This window comes from Ruegeria sp. G10 (assembly GCF_056533645.1).
Genome location: NZ_JBQFOQ010000001.1, coordinates 34250 through 49184, shown reverse-complemented (window position 1 = coordinate 49184; position 14935 = coordinate 34250). Strand labels below are relative to the sequence as shown.

The following is a 14935-nucleotide window of genomic DNA, read 5'->3' as shown; positions in this document are numbered from 1 at the left end:
TTGAAAGGCGTGGAACGCGAATTGGTTCAGCAAGATCAGCAAGATGGGGCAGAGGTCGGCAAGAAGCCGCGCCGTCGCTCGCGTCGGCGGGTGGCTGGCCTGTGGGCGATGGGGGGTGTTTTCTTTCTTGCGTTTCTGGCGGTGTTCACCGGGTTCATGGTGGTCGGGCATCGGTTGCATGCGCCCGAATGGGTACGTGACCGGGTCGAGGCAAGGCTGGATCAGGCCTTGGGCGGGGTACAGATCCGGTTCGGCGATGTGAGTTTCATCATTAACGAAGGCTGGAGGCCCCGGCTGCGCCTTACTGACGTGCGCGTCAGTGATGCGGCGGGGCAACAGATCGCCGAAGTCCGCGACCTGAGGGCCAGCCTTGCCATGCGGCCTCTGCTGCGCGGGAACGTCCGGCCCAAGCGGATCATTCTGCAGGGGGCCCAGATCGCTTTGACCCGCGGACAGGACGGGGCGCTGTCGCTTACGGTGGGAACAGGAAGCGCCCCGGTTGGCGAAGCTCCGAACCTGGCCCAACTGATCGAAGCCTCGGACGAGGTCTTTCGATCACCTGCGCTTTCGGCGCTGACGTCGGTCCAGCTGGATTCGATCACACTGGACTATCGCGACCTGCGTCTGGGTCGATCCTGGGTCTTGGATGGGGGGCATATTCAGGCGACGCGCAGCGCACGCGAAGTGCGGCTGGCGACCGGCTTCTCGCTATTATCCGGGCGTGATTTTGTCAGCGGAATCGAGGCGAATTATACCAGCTCTCTGGACAGCGCGGCCGCGCAGTTCGGGGTGTCGATTACCGATCTTCCCGCCGAGGATATTGCCGGACACAGCCCGGCACTGGCCTGGATGCAGGTGTTGCGGGCACCGATCTCGGGGGCCTTGCGCGGCAGCGTAGACGCGGATGCGGCGCTGGGGCCGGTCTTTGCCACGTTGAACCTGGGTGCGGGGGCGGTGCAGCCGACACCGGAAACCGTGCCGGTCCGGTTCGAGTCGGCGCGCACCTACTTTACCTACGACCCCAAGCAGGCGGTTCTGGATTTCAATGAAATCTCGGTCAACTCGGCCTGGGGGCAGGTGCAGGCGGAAGGCAAGGCGTTTCTCGAAGGTGCCGATGCAGGGGGGCTTGACAGTATGGCCGGGCAATTCCGCCTCAGCGGGATCGAGGTCAACCCGGCAAACCTGTTCCCCGAAGCTTTGAACCTGAAGCGCGCGGATGTGGATTTTCAGATGAAACTCGCGCCTTTCCGGATGCGTGTAGGTCAGATGACTGTCGAGGATGGTACGCACCGCCTACGGCTCAGCGGTGCGCTGGCCGGTCTGTCCGAAGGCTGGGAGGCGCAGATCGACGCCCAGATCGACCGGATGAGTTCGGATCAACTTCTGGGCTACTGGCCAGAGCGATTGGCCCCAAAGCCGCGTCTTTGGGTGACCAAGAACCTGCACACCGGAGAGATGTCCGATCTGGACTTTGCCCTGCGCCTGAAACCCGGCGCGCCGCCAGATATCTATGCGGATTTCGAGTTCGAAAAGACCAGTCTGACATTTGCAAAGACCCTGCCGCCAATTCAGGGCGGTCAGGGGCAGGCCAGCCTTTTGAACAGACGGTTTAGCGTAACTGCGCAGGCAGGCGTGGTGATCGCGGACCAGGGTGGCGCGATTGATGCCGCTGGAACATCGTTCATCATTCCCGACACTTCGATCAAGAAGGGCGCACCGGGCATCGCGCGAATACGGGCGAGCGGCAGTGTCACGGCAGCCTTGTCCCTGTTGGACCGGCCCCCGCTTTCGCTTCTGACCAAGGCGAATTTGCCGGTGGACTTGGCCGATGGTCAAGTGAGTTTGGATGGCACATTATCGCTGCCGCTGATCAAGGGTTTGAAGCTCGACGATACGCAATTTCACTTTGACGGCGTTCTGGCCGATCTCGACAGTGACAGGCTTGTCCCGGGCTTTGAGGTCAGCGCCGACCGTCTGCGTCTGACAGGGGATCAGACCGGCGTGTCGATTGACGGAGAGGGGCTGTTCGGAACAGTGCCGGTAACGGCGCTTTGGCAGCAGCCTATCGGCGGACAGGATCCGCAGCGCAGCACACTGAGTGGACAGATCGAGCTTTCGCCCCGGCTGTTGGCCGAGATCAAAGCCGGCCTGCCAAATGGGATGCTGACGGGGCAGGGTCTGGCAGAGTTCTCGCTTGGGATTGGCGCGGGAGAGCCGCTAAAACTGACGGCGCAATCGGATCTTGTCGGGGTGTCGCTGGCGATCCCCGAACTGGGTTGGCGCAAAGCGCCGACGACCAGCGGGACCCTGACAGCAGAGGTAACGCTTGGGTCTCAGCTCAGCGTCGATGCGCTGAGGATCAATGCCGCCGGGCTGCGGACCTCGGCTAGTATTTCGTTCCGGGACGGCAATTTCGATCGGGTCCGTTTCAGTTCCTTCGAACTGGGTGATTGGCTGGCAGTTCCGGCGGAATTGATCGCGCGTGGCGCGGCTCTGCCTGATATCCGCGTATTGGGTGGAGTGTTGGATCTGGGTAAATCAACGCTGGGCGAGGGCGGCGGCGATGGCGGGACCGGCGGGCCGGGACCCAAGCTGGACGTAACGCTCGACCGGCTGCAAGTGACCGAGGCGGTGGCCCTGACCGGGCTGACCGGCACATTTCAAACCACCGGAGGATTGACGGGCGCGTTTGCCGCGCAGGTCAACGGCGGCGCGCCGATCAAAGGGCAGGTGACACCGCGCGACGGGCGCACCGCTGTTGGTCTGACCTCTGCCGACGCGGGTGCAGTCATGCGATCGGCCGGTCTGATCACGCAGGCCCGGGGCGGCAATCTGCAGGTGCAGCTCGACCCGATTGCCGAGCCCGGTAACTATGACGTTGATCTGCGGATCGAAGGAACGCGCATCGTGGATGCTCCGGCGATGGCTGCGCTGCTCAATGCGATCAGTCTTGTCGGGCTTCTGGACGAAATGGTCGGGCAGGGCATCTTCTTTTCGGCGATCGACAGCAAGATGCGCCTTACCCCGACCGAGGTCAAAATACTCAGCGGCAGCGCCGTGGGCCCTTCGATGGGGCTGTCCTTCGATGGTACAATCGACACGGTGGCCCAGGTCCTGAACCTGCGTGGCGCGATCTCTCCGATCTATCTGTTGAATGCGATTGGCAGCGTCCTGACCCGGAAGGGCGAGGGCGTGTTTGCGTTCAACTACACACTGACCGGCCCGCTGGCCGAGCCGAAGGTGTCGGTGAATCCGCTATCGGGGCTGGCGCCGCTCTTCCTGCGCAATCTGATGCGCCAGCCTGCACCAACCGTTTCGGATGGCCCGAATGCCGCCCCCAAACGATCAGAGCAGCCGCATCCCGCACTACAGAGACGCGGGGAAGACCGCTGATCTGAACGCGGTGGTGGCCGAATCTGTTAGGGCGATGTATGGCGCGGCCATGAAACTGAGCGATTTTGATTTCCACCTGCCCGAACACCTCATTGCCACGCGCCCCGCCAGCCCGCGGTCTGCGGCGCGGCTGCTACTGGCGCAGGGCGATGCCGTTCGTGATCAGCACGTCTATGACCTGCCCGACCTTTTGCAGCCGGGCGACCGTCTGGTGTTGAACGACACGCGCGTGATCCCCGCGCGGCTCAGCGGTCGTCGACACCGCAATAGCGCGCAGGGGCCTGTCTCGGCCGCAATCGAAGCGACACTGTTAGAGCCGCAGGCGGATGGCAGTTGGACGGCGTTGGTGAAACCGCTCAAAAAGCTAAAGCCGGGTGAAGAGATCATCTTCTCCGATGACCTCAGCGCCACGTTGGATCGGGTTGCGGATGGGCAGGCCTACCTGCGGTTCAATCTGGTGGGCGAGGATTTCGACGCAGCGCTGGAACAGGCGGGGGCGATGCCGCTGCCGCCTTACATCGCAGCCAAACGCGCAGCGGATGAGCAAGACAAGACCGATTATCAAACCATCTGGGCCCGCCATTCCGGCGCGGTGGCGGCTCCGACCGCGTCGCTGCATTTTGATGACGCGGTACTGCGCGCTTTGGCGGCGCGCGGGGTCGAAATCACCTATGTGACGCTTCACGTAGGGGCGGGTACGTTTTTACCGGTCAAGGTCGAGGATGTCACAACCCACAAGATGCATGCCGAGTGGGGCCGTGTCAGCGCGCAGGCCGCTGCCGAAATCGCCGCGACCAAAGCGGCGGGCGGGCGCATTATCCCCGTCGGCACCACTGCATTGCGTCTGATCGAAAGCGCGGCCCGCGGCGGAGAGATCGCGCCATGGGAAGGTGAAACCGATATCTTTATCTACCCCGGGTTTCACTTTCACGCGACCGATGCGCTGATGACCAATTTTCACCTGCCGAAATCCACCCTGCTGATGCTGGTTTCGGCCTTGATGGGGCGAGAGCGGATGCAGGCGATCTATGATCACGCCATCGCACAGGAATACCGGTTCTTCTCTTACGGGGACGCATCGCTGCTGATCCCGTGAATGTGAATGTGTTCCGTTCGCGTCTTAAACAATGTCGTGGACAAGCGCGATGCAGCCTGTATGTGAGCGCTAAGCAAACTGTGAAACTTTTGGCATTTGGATAGGCAGCATGCTTCAGGTTCTTTCCAGCGCGTGGGCGCTTCTTCTTGGGATGGGATTGCTGATGGTCGGCAACGGCCTGCAGGGCACGTTGCTGGGTGTGCGGGGTGAGATCGAGGGCTTCTCGACCCTTGAGATGTCCTTTGTGATGTCGGCTTATTTTCTGGGCTTCCTCGGTGGGTCACGCCTTGCGCCCGAGATGATCCGGCGGGTGGGGCATGTGCGCGTGTTTGCGGCGCTGGCCTCGTTTATCTCTGCCGTGATGATCATGTACCCGATGCTGACGGACCCGATTGCGTGGTCGCTGGGCCGGGTCGTAATCGGGTTCTGTTTCTCGGGTGTGTATGTAACGGCCGAGAGCTGGCTGAACAACGCCGCCAGCAACGAAAACCGGGGGCAGGCGCTGTCGCTTTATATGATCGTGCAGATGGCGGGCGTCGTCAGTGCGCAAGCACTGCTGCTGGTGGGCGACCCTGCAGGGTATGAGACCTTTGTGATCGCTTCGATTCTGGTTTCGATCTCATTTGCGCCGATTTTGTTGTCGATCTCGCCCACACCGGCGTTTGACACCACCAAACCGATGACACTGCGCAAGTTGATGGAGACGTCTCCGCTGGGCTGTGTCGGCATGTTCCTCCTGGGCGGCGTGTTCTCGGCGCAATTCGGTATGAGCGCGGTCTACGGTGCGCAGGCGGGCCTGTCGCTGGTCGAAATCTCGACCTTTGTCGCGTCGTTCTATATCGGAGCGGTGCTGCTGCAATATCCTCTGGGTTGGGTCTCGGATCGGATGGACCGGCGTATCCTGATCCTGCTGGTGTCGGCGGTCGGTGGCCTGGGTGCGCTGATCGGCATGCTTTTCGGGGCGGGGGCCTTTCCCATCCTGCTGTTGGCGGCATTTGTGATTGGCGGCATGACCAGCCCGCTATATTCCCTGTTGATCGCCTACACCAATGACTACCTTGAATATGACGATATGTCGGCTGCCTCTGGCGGCTTGGTATTCATCAACGGCCTTGGCGCGATTGCGGGACCGGTGATTACCGGGTGGCTGATGGGGCTGGGTCTTTTGGGGCCATCCGGCTTCTTCCTGTTCATCGCAGCACTGATGTTCGCGATGGCCCTGTATGCCGCGTATCGCATGACGCAGCGTGCCTATGTGCCGGTGGACGAAACGGGCAGCATCGCCCCGATTTACCCGACCTCATCCCCCGTGGCGCTTGAAGTGGCGCAAGAGGTTGTCATCGAAGCCGCACAGGAAGAGCAGGATGCGCAAGAACCTGCCTGACGCGCGATTTGTGACTTTTGTGTTGCAATATGTTACTGTTACAAATCTGTAAAAGACATTTAAATGACGTTACGTCCCTGGGGAGGACAATTACGGAGTCTAGGGCAATGGTTGCTCCTGAAGAAGTATTGAGTTTTTGGTTAGATGAGGTTGGCCCGGACGGGTGGTACCTGCAGGATGAAGCGCTTGATGCGCAGATCCGTGACAAATTTCTGTCAACTTGGAAGGCCGCATGCGAGGGTCGATTTTCGCTTTGGCTGACCTATCCCAGCGGTGCGCTGGCCTATATTATCCTTATGGATCAGTTCCCTCGCAATATGTTCCGGGGTGATGCGCAAGCGTTCGCGACGGATCGTGCGGCACTGGCGGCGGCAAAATGTGCGGTCGACAAAGGGTGGGACATGAAGATCGACGAACCGGCGCGGCAGTTCTTCTATCTGCCGATGATGCATTCGGAAAATCTGTGTGATCAGGAACGCTGTGTGCGGCTGATGCACGAGCGTATGCCGCAGGCCGGTGCCAGAAACCTGCTGCACGCGCGGGCGCATCGCGAGGTGATCCGCAAGTTCGGTCGTTTCCCATACCGCAACGATGCGCTGGATCGAAACACCACTGAACACGAAGCCGCTTATGTCAGCAACGGTGGCTACGGCGCCACCGTGCGCGAGTTGCAGGCGGCCGCGACCTAGGTGGCAGGTATGCACCCACGGATGCTCAGAAGGCTGTCCGTCACGTCATCCACTGCCGTTGTGATTGCATGATCAATCAGGTCTTGCGGATTTTCCACAAGACCTCCCAACCGGGTCTGAGCGTCTTTCAGGCTGTCCTCCAAAACACTCAATCGCTGCAAGCTGGCGTTTAGCTGTTGCGCCGTTGCAGAATCAAGCGCAGACCCCTGCGTCCGAACTGCCGCAAGATCACTGCGCAATGCCGCAAGCTCGGACTGGAGATTCTGCGCCTGATCGCGCAACGGCGTCACGATCTGCAGACTTTCTGTGACCCCTGTCCTGATATCATTCACGGACTGCGCCAGTTTCCACCCCAGAAACAGGCATAACGCCAGCAGGATCAGAGTCGCGTTCAACAGCGCAAGCAGTAGATCTTTGAGTGTTTTTGCCATGCCAGTCCTCTTTGTAACATGCTGATACGGAAAGCTCTGGGTTTTGCTTCTAGTCATTGAAGGCCCCCGGGTATAGGCTCAATCCGGGGTCCGATTGGTGATCTGACCCTGCGTCACATATGTCGCGGGCAGTGATGTTGATGCGCTCCAAAAAATAGTTTAATGGTAAACTAGTTTTGAAACCGGACTGCGCCGAGAGGGATACATGGCTGCAAAATCTTATGATCTGATCGTAATCGGGGCAGGCCCCGGAGGCTATGTCGCGGCTATTCGTGCGGCTCAGCTGGGTCTGAAAACCGTCGTTGTCGAACGCGAGCACCTGGGTGGCATCTGTCTGAATTGGGGCTGCATCCCGACCAAGGCCATGCTCCGCTCGTCCGAGGTTTTCCATCTGATGGAGCGCGCTAAGGATTTTGGCCTTAAGGCCGACAAGGTGGGATACGACCTTGACGCGGTCGTCAAACGCTCACGCGGGGTGGCGGCTCAGTTGTCGGGTGGCATCGGACATCTGTTGAAGAAGAACAAAGTTGATGTGGTGATGGGCGAGGCGACGATCCCGTCAAAGGGCAAAGTCAGCGTAAAGACCGATAAAGGCACCGAGGAGTTGGCGGCCAAAAATATCGTTCTGGCCACGGGCGCACGCGCTCGGGAACTGCCAGGGCTGGAAGCGGATGGTGATCTGGTCTGGACCTACAAACATGCGCTGCAGCCGCCGCGTATGCCCAAGAAGCTGCTGGTTATCGGCTCGGGCGCGATCGGGATCGAGTTCGCCAGTTTCTACAACACGCTCGGTGCAGACACGACCGTCGTCGAAGTGATGGACCGCGTTCTGCCCGTGGAAGACGCCGAGATCAGCGCTTTTGCCAAGAAGGCCTTCACCAAGCAGGGCATGAAGATCATGGAAAAGGCGATGGTCAAGCAGCTTGACCGCGCCAAAGGTAAGGTGACCGCGCATATCGAGGTGAAGGGTAAGGTCGAAAAACACGACTTTGACACCGTGATCTCGGCCGTAGGGATCGTTGGCAATGTCGAAAACCTGGGGCTTGAGGCGCTGGGTGTGAAAATCGACCGAACCCATGTGATCACCGATGAATACTGCCGGACCGGGGTCGAGGGGCTCTATGCCATCGGCGATATCGCCGGTGCGCCGTGGCTGGCGCATAAGGCAAGCCACGAAGGGGTCATGGTGGCCGAACTCATCGCGGGCAAACATGCACACCCCGTGAAGCCCGAAAGCATCGCAGGCTGCACCTACTGCCAGCCTCAGGTCGCGTCTGTGGGGTATTCCGAGGCGAAGGCGAAAGAGCTTGGCTATGACATCAAGGTCGGTCGCTTCCCGTTCATCGGTAACGGCAAGGCTATCGCTTTGGGCGAACCCGAAGGTCTGATCAAAACGATTTTTGATGCCAAAACCGGCGAGTTGCTGGGTGCGCATATGATCGGCGCCGAGGTGACGGAGATGATCCAGGGCTATGTGGTGGGTCGCCAGCTGGAAACCACGGAAGAAGACCTGATGAACACCGTCTTCCCGCACCCGACGCTGTCAGAAATGATGCATGAAAGCGTTCTGGATGCCTATGGGCGCGTGATCCACATGTAAGGGTAGGGGGCTCTGCCCCCGCCGCGGCAAGCCGCGACTCCCCCGGGATATTTTTAGCCAGATGAAGCGGGGGATCCGTCCTTCATCTGGCTAAAAATATCCCGGAGCGCGAGGCAGAGCCTCGCAAAACCCAAGCTTAGGTGTTGGTCAACGCATCCAGTATACGCGCCCAGGATCGGATGCCCTTGTGGAAGCTTCTGACGTCGTATTTCTCATTCGGCGAATGGATTGCATCGTCGTCATTGGCATAGCCGACCAGCATCGAGTCCAGCCCCAGAACAGTGTCAAAGTAGCCCACGACCGGGATCGAACCGCCCATACCGGTGAAGACGGCCTCCCGTTCCCACTCGTCAGACAGCGCGCCGCGTGCGGCTTCGAATTCCGGGCGGTTGAGGTTCATGACCGAAGCGGGCGAGCCTTCGAGATCGTTGTCCCAGACCACTTTGGCGTCAGGGGACAGGCGCTGTTCGATATGGTTGCGGATTTTGCCGCGCAGGGCGTCCGGGTCCATGTCGCCAACGAGGCGGCATGTGATTTTGCAATGCGCTTCGGACGGGATCACGGTTTTTGATCCCGCGCCATTGTAGCCGCCCCAGAGGCCGTTCACCTCAAGCGTTGGGCGCGCCCATTGCTGTTCGAGGGTCGAATACGCCTTTTCGCCGTGCGGTTGGGTGTAACCGACCGAGTTCAGGTATTCGGCCTCGTCGAACCCACAGGTCTGCCATTGGCGCAGTTGGTCGGCGGGAACCTCGTGAACGCCTTCGTAAAAACCCTCAACCGCGACGCGCCCGGTTTCTTCGTCATAGAACGACGCCACGAGGCGAGAGAGTTCGCGCAACGGGTTCAGGCCGGGACCTCCGTAATGGCCCGAATGCAGATCGATGCGGGGGCCAATGATGGTGAATTCGTCCTTCAGCATGCCGCGAAGTTGCGCGGCGATCGAAGGCACACCGCGCGAGACCATCGAGGTATCGCAGACCAGCGCGAGATCGGCCTGCAGCTCGGCTTTGTTTTCCTGTAGGAACGGCACCAGCGAGGGCGAGCCGGATTCTTCTTCGCCCTCGAAGAAGAAGGTGATGCGGCAAGGCAGCGTTCCGTGGACCGCTTTCCAGGCGCGGCAGGCCTCGACAAAGGTCATCAGCTGTCCTTTGTCGTCGGACGAACCGCGTCCACGGATCACTTCTCCGTGTTCGGTCTGTTCTACTGCGGGGTCGAACGGGTCGCGATTCCACAGTTCCAGCGGGTCGACCGGTTGCACGTCATAGTGGCCGTAGAACAGGACATGCGGTCCGTCGCTGTCTTCGCCAACATGACCGACCACCATCGGATGGCCCGGGGTCGGGCGCTTTTCAGCCGTAATGCCGATGCTTTGGAGATCGGCCACCAGCCAGTCTGCGGCCTTGTCGACATGCTCTTTGAAGGCCGGATCGGTCGAGATCGAGGGGATGCGCAAAAACTCCATCAAGCGGTCGATAGAGGGGGTCAGATCGGTGTCGATCCGGCTGAGTACGGCGTCAAGCGACATAAGGCTCTCCTGCAAAGTCTGGATTTGCGGCAGAGCCTATCAGCGCTGGCGGGGCCGTCCAGCCCGTTTTGCAGGGCGACCTGCCTGCGTCGTTTCCTCGCGTCCGGGTGCCGTAACTTCTCTTGTCGCGGGGGGTGTTAGGCGGTATTTGATGCAAATCAAAGTTGGGTTCCGCAGTTCGGCATAGTCAAGTTGAACAGAGGAATGTAACGCCACGCTTTCAGCTGGTCTGCAGATGTGGTGAAATAAGGCGTCCGGGGGGAAGATAACCGGGCATCCAAGGAGGGTCCGGTGGACTATACTGCTCAGCTCGATACAGCGATTGCCAGGCTGCATGACGAAGGACGTTACCGGACCTTTATCGACATCGAACGTCGCAACGGGCATTTCCCGCATGCGGTGCGGACCTGTCCCGACGGGTCACAGCAGAACATCACCGTGTGGTGCGGCAATGACTATCTGGGCATGGGCCAGCACCCGGTCGTTCTGGAGGCGATGCACGAGGCGGTAGATGCCGCAGGCGCAGGTTCGGGCGGGACGCGCAACATTTCGGGCACCACCGTGTATCACAAGCGGCTTGAGGCCGAATTGGCTGATCTGCACGGTAAGGAAGCGGCGCTTTTGTTCACCAGCGCCTATATTGCCAATGACGCGACGCTGTCGACGTTGCCCAAGCTTTTCCCCGGCCTGATCATCTATTCGGACGCCCTGAACCACGCCTCGATGATCGAGGGCGTGCGCCGCAATGGCGGGGCCAAGCGCATCTTCCGCCACAATGACGTGGCGCATCTGCGCGCGCTGATGGAAGCAGATGATCCCGCTGCCCCCAAACTGATCGCGTTTGAATCGGTCTATTCGATGGATGGCGATTTTGGCCCGATCGAAGAAATCTGTGATCTGGCCGATGAATTCGGCGCGCTGACCTATATCGATGAGGTCCATGCGGTCGGCATGTACGGCCCGCGTGGCGGTGGCGTGACCGAGCGTGATCGTCTGGCCCATCGCATCGACATTATCAACGGGACTTTGGCCAAGGCCTATGGTGTCATGGGTGGCTACATCGCCGCCAGTGCCAAGATGTGCGACGCCATCCGGTCTTATGCTCCGGGCTTTATCTTTACCACCTCGCTGCCACCTGCGGTTGCGGCAGGGGCGGCGGCCTCGGTTGCGTATCTCAAGCGCGCGCCCGAGCTGCGCGAGCAGCATCAAACGCAGGCCAGCATCCTCAAGCTGCGCCTGAAAGGGCTGGGCATGCCCCTGATCGATCATGGCAGCCATATCGTGCCCGTGATCGTTGGCAACCCGGTTCACACCAAGAAGTTGAGCGATATGCTGCTGGATGACTATGGTATCTATGTGCAGCCGATCAACTTCCCGACCGTTCCGCGCGGTACGGAACGCCTGCGCTTTACCCCGTCTCCGGTGCATGGACCCGACGAAATGAACCGTCTGGTGCAGGCGATGGACGAACTTTGGTCACATTGTGCGCTAAATCGCGCCGAACTTGCTGGTTAACCTCACGCTAAAGTGTGCAACGAGTTTGCTGCGTGTTAGGCTTACGCTAACAAAAGTAGCGGACGAATCGTTATAGGGGCGATTCGGCGCTATCGCGTAACACGCGACAGGCAAAGATGGGGCAGCAGGAATGATTGGGCGCAGATCACAGCGCGATTCCGAAGAGGACATGGATGTCAGACCCAAAGGGTTTGATGACTATGAGGTGCGGCTTGGCGATGTCATGCGTGGCGAACGCGCGACGATGGGCAAGTCTCTTCTGGATGTGCAGCGCGAACTGCGGATCAAAGCCAACTACATCGCCGCCATCGAAAACGCCGATCCCGATGCCTTTGACACGCCAGGCTTCATTGCCGGATATGTCCGGTCTTACGCCCGCTATCTGGGCATGAACCCCGACGAGACGTTTCAGACCTTCTGCAAGGAAAGCGGCTTTGAAGTCGCGCACGGCATGTCTGCCGAGGCTTCGGTGGTCAAGAAAACGCCCGGTGGTTTGCCTGCGCGCGGGCCGATGGGGCGTGATCCTTTTGTCTCGCCCAATACACCCTACATCCCGGGCCGCGAATCCGTTGTCAGCCAGATTGAACCGCGCGCGATCGGCTCGACCCTGGTCCTGTTGGCCGTTATTGGCGGTATTGGCTATGGTGGCTGGTCCGTCCTGAACCGTATCCAGCAGGTGCAGGTCAGCCCGGTGGAACAGGCGCCTGTCGTGCTGACCGACCTCGATCCGTTGGATGCCGCACAGGCGCGCCCGGACGAATCCGAGCTTGCAAGCGTCGAAACACCAAGCGCTGAGGCGCTGGATCGTCTGTATCGCCCACAGGCGCTGGACGTGCCGGTTCTGGTGGCGCGCGATGCACCGATTTCGACGCTCGACCCCCGCACGGTTGGCACCTTCCGCGCGCCCGAGCCGCCGCAGATTCAGGTCACCGAGGTCCACACCGTTGAACGCCCTGCGTTGCCGCAGGTCGTCGAGCAACTGGATACGACCCTGAAGATCGTGGCGGTGAACCCTTCATGGATGCGCGTCACTGCAGCCGATGGCAGCGTGATCTTCGAAGGGACCCTGGGCACGGTTGAACAGGGCAGCACGTTCGAGGTGCCGCTGACCGAAGAACCGCCTCAGCTGCGGGCAGGGGCCTCGGGCTCGGTCTATTTCTCGATGAATGGCGAACATTTTGGCCCCGTCGGCGCGCCCGGCACGGTCACCAAAGGTGTGGTTCTGTCGAAAGACGCAGTGGCTGAGAATTTCGCTGTGGCCGATCTTGAGGCCGAGCAGAACAGCGCGCTCAAGCAACTGGTGGCCGAACTGCAGACCGAGGCGACAGAAGCGCCCGCCGAGTAATCCCGGCATTGCTCCTTCCCGCTTGGCGCACTATTTAAGGCGCAACTCAGGCTGATCCGGACCGATGCTCATGTCCCACAATCCCGTACGCCCGTGGCGCGATATCTATCGCCGTAAATCCCGTCAGATCATGGTCGGCAACGTCCCGGTCGGGGGGGATGCGCCGATTGCCGTGCAGACCATGACCAACACGCTGACCACCGATGTGGCCGCGACAGTGGCGCAGGTACAGGCGGCGGCTGAGGCTGGGGCGGATATCGTACGCGTCTCGGTCCCGGATGAGGCGTCGTCGAAAGCTCTGAAAGAGATCGTGCGCGAAAGCCCGGTGCCCATTGTGGCCGACATCCATTTTCACTATCGCCGCGGGATCGAAGCTGCCGAGGCAGGCGCGGCCTGCCTGCGGATCAATCCCGGCAACATCGGGGACGAGACGCGGGTGCAGGAGGTCATCAAGGCTGCGCGCGACCACGATTGCTCGATCCGGATCGGTGTGAACGCGGGCAGCTTGGAAAAGCACCTGCTGGAGAAATACGGAGAACCGTGCCCCGAGGCGATGGTGGAAAGCGGGCTCGAGCATATCCGTATCCTTGAGGATAACGACTTTCACAACTTCAAGATCAGTGTGAAGGCCAGCGATGTGTTTCTGTCTGCCGCCGCCTATCAGGGCATTGCCGAGGCCACCGATGCGCCGATCCATCTGGGGATCACCGAGGCCGGAGGGCTGGTCAGCGGCACCATCAAATCCGCCATCGGTCTGGGCAACCTGCTATGGATGGGCATCGGCGACACGATCCGCGTCAGCCTGTCCGCCGATCCGGTGGAAGAGGTGAAGGTGGGTTTTGAAATCCTGAAATCCCTCGGCCTGCGCCATCGCGGGGTGAACATCATCTCATGCCCCTCCTGCGCGCGGCAGGGGTTTGACGTGATCAAAACGGTTGAGGCGCTGGAGCGTCGGCTGGAGCACATCAAGACGCCCATGAGCCTGTCGATCATCGGCTGCGTGGTGAACGGCCCGGGTGAGGCGTTGATGACCGATGTCGGTTTCACCGGCGGCGGGGCGGGGTCCGGCATGGTCTATCTGGCGGGCAAGGCCAGCCACAAGATGTCGAACGATCAGATGATCGATCATATCGTCGAACAGGTCGAGAAGAAGGCGGCAGAGTTGGATGGTGCGGCCGAAGCCGCGGAATAATAGCGAAGTGGTTTTGAATCACTCGCCGAGCTTCGGATAAATGAAACCGTTCACCGGATATTGACTGCCAAACTGTCCGGGTTGGCTTTCGACCCGCACCAGTGTCCAATCGTTGTTCTTGGACACGTCTTTGACGCTCATACTCAACGATACTTTGTTGCGGTGCCAGTTGGCGTGGTTAATGATAACCTCACGCTCGGTTACGATATCCGAGACGACCGCGACATGCCCCAGGGGCATTCCACGTGTCGCCCGAAAAGACATCACAGACCCGACGACCGGTTCATTGCCCCGATCAAAGATATTGCGCGCCTTGCCCCACCAGTCTTTGGCGTTGCCGCGAATTTCGATGCCGCTGAGATTTCGGGCGTAGGGCACGCACCACACACGATGCCCCAGCGCCTGTTTTCTGGAGACTTCTTGCAGCGCCATCAACTGGCGTTCCGGATCGAGATCAACTTGGTTTGGATTCTGAGCACAGGCCGATAAAAGCGCGACAAGTCCCAGCGCAATCGCAGCGCGAACGACGCCAGGCGGGCGCGGCCAATTCCTATTCGTTTTACTGACGCTGTTCTGCAAGGGTCTTCGGCGTTGATTGGAGTGGTCTCAGAGTTTTATTGCGGACTTGCGGATTATGAAAAGAGGCGCGGAAAATTCCCGGCGGGATTTTGCCGATTCCATGCGTTCAGTGTGAGAAAATGGGCACAATAAAAAGCGCATCCGCGTCTCTCGCGGCGAATGAGGCGTTGGAACTAAGGTTTACAA

The 14935-nt window shown here is 60.1% G+C and carries 11 protein-coding genes; 8 read left to right on the top strand and 3 right to left on the bottom strand.

The window, feature by feature from the left end:
• Positions 1-9 precede the first annotated feature (9 nt).
• The 4 genes from ACR0KM_RS00205 (at position 10) to ACR0KM_RS00190 (ending at position 6562) form a co-directional block, all read left to right on the top strand.
• Positions 10-3393 carry a YhdP family protein gene (locus tag ACR0KM_RS00205; protein ID WP_480865366.1) on the top strand — a complete coding sequence of 1128 codons (3384 nt, stop codon included), beginning with the start codon at positions 10-12 and terminating at the stop codon, positions 3391-3393.
• A gap of 49 nt (positions 3394-3442) precedes the next feature.
• Complete coding sequence (gene queA / locus ACR0KM_RS00200; RefSeq protein WP_480857637.1) at positions 3443-4489, top strand: tRNA preQ1(34) S-adenosylmethionine ribosyltransferase-isomerase QueA; 1047 nt, start codon at positions 3443-3445, stop codon at positions 4487-4489.
• A 109-nt stretch (positions 4490-4598) separates the two neighbouring features.
• Complete coding sequence (locus ACR0KM_RS00195; protein WP_480819681.1) at positions 4599-5873, top strand: MFS transporter; 1275 nt, start codon at positions 4599-4601, stop codon at positions 5871-5873.
• Between the two features lie 107 nt (positions 5874-5980).
• Positions 5981-6562: a DUF924 family protein gene (locus ACR0KM_RS00190; protein WP_480819682.1), complete on the top strand. Its 582-nt coding sequence runs from the start codon at positions 5981-5983 to the stop codon at positions 6560-6562.
• Here ACR0KM_RS00190 and ACR0KM_RS00185 read toward each other — a convergent pair.
• Positions 6559-6993, bottom strand: a complete 435-nt coding sequence (locus ACR0KM_RS00185) for a hypothetical protein (RefSeq protein WP_480857307.1) — start codon at positions 6991-6993, stop codon at positions 6559-6561. The genes ACR0KM_RS00190 and ACR0KM_RS00185 overlap by 4 nt on opposite strands.
• Positions 6994-7198: 205 nt before the next feature.
• Here ACR0KM_RS00185 and lpdA point away from each other — a divergent pair, with 205 nt between their 5' ends.
• A complete protein-coding gene (gene lpdA / locus ACR0KM_RS00180; protein WP_480819684.1) occupies positions 7199-8593 on the top strand; it encodes a dihydrolipoyl dehydrogenase in 1395 nt (464 codons plus the stop codon).
• Between the two features lie 136 nt (positions 8594-8729).
• On the opposite strand, the gene ACR0KM_RS00175 is transcribed toward lpdA, so the two are convergent.
• Entirely contained in the window at positions 8730-10118 is a 1389-nt protein-coding gene (locus ACR0KM_RS00175) for a M20/M25/M40 family metallo-hydrolase (RefSeq protein ID WP_480857309.1), read from the bottom strand.
• Between the two features lie 291 nt (positions 10119-10409).
• Here ACR0KM_RS00175 and hemA point away from each other — a divergent pair, with 291 nt between their 5' ends.
• The 3 genes from hemA to ispG all read left to right on the top strand — a co-directional run bounded on the left by hemA (position 10410) and on the right by ispG (position 14170).
• The gene (gene hemA / locus ACR0KM_RS00170) at positions 10410-11633 is read left to right on the top strand and encodes a 5-aminolevulinate synthase (RefSeq protein WP_480857311.1); all 1224 of its coding nucleotides are present in this window, start codon (positions 10410-10412) and stop codon (positions 11631-11633) included.
• Positions 11634-11763: 130 nt separating this feature from the next.
• Positions 11764-12978, top strand: coding sequence for a helix-turn-helix domain-containing protein (locus ACR0KM_RS00165; RefSeq protein ID WP_480819687.1), 1215 nt, complete (start codon positions 11764-11766; stop codon positions 12976-12978).
• Between the two features lie 70 nt (positions 12979-13048).
• Positions 13049-14170, top strand: coding sequence for a flavodoxin-dependent (E)-4-hydroxy-3-methylbut-2-enyl-diphosphate synthase (gene ispG / locus ACR0KM_RS00160; protein ID WP_480857313.1), 1122 nt, complete (start codon positions 13049-13051; stop codon positions 14168-14170).
• Positions 14171-14188: 18 nt separating this feature from the next.
• On the opposite strand, the gene ACR0KM_RS00155 is transcribed toward ispG, so the two are convergent.
• Positions 14189-14749 (bottom strand): CHAP domain-containing protein, encoded by a 561-nt coding sequence (locus tag ACR0KM_RS00155; RefSeq protein ID WP_480857315.1) that lies wholly within the window; start codon positions 14747-14749, stop codon positions 14189-14191.
• Positions 14750-14935: the final 186 nt, after the last annotated feature.

Bases quoted from the DNA above. Each gene is read 5' to 3' on its own strand.
- queA (WP_480857637.1), top strand. From the start codon at position 3,443: ATGAAACTGAGCGATTTTGATTTCCACCTGCCCGAACACCTCATTGCC.
- ACR0KM_RS00195 (WP_480819681.1), top strand. From the start codon at position 4,599: ATGCTTCAGGTTCTTTCCAGCGCGTGGGCGCTTCTTCTTGGGATGGGA.
- ACR0KM_RS00190 (WP_480819682.1), top strand. From the start codon at position 5,981: ATGGTTGCTCCTGAAGAAGTATTGAGTTTTTGGTTAGATGAGGTTGGC.
- ACR0KM_RS00185 (WP_480857307.1), bottom strand. From the start codon at position 6,993: ATGGCAAAAACACTCAAAGATCTACTGCTTGCGCTGTTGAACGCGACT.
- lpdA (WP_480819684.1), top strand. From the start codon at position 7,199: ATGGCTGCAAAATCTTATGATCTGATCGTAATCGGGGCAGGCCCCGGA.
- ACR0KM_RS00175 (WP_480857309.1), bottom strand. From the start codon at position 10,118: ATGTCGCTTGACGCCGTACTCAGCCGGATCGACACCGATCTGACCCCC.
- ACR0KM_RS00165 (WP_480819687.1), top strand. From the start codon at position 11,764: ATGATTGGGCGCAGATCACAGCGCGATTCCGAAGAGGACATGGATGTC.
- ispG (WP_480857313.1), top strand. From the start codon at position 13,049: ATGTCCCACAATCCCGTACGCCCGTGGCGCGATATCTATCGCCGTAAA.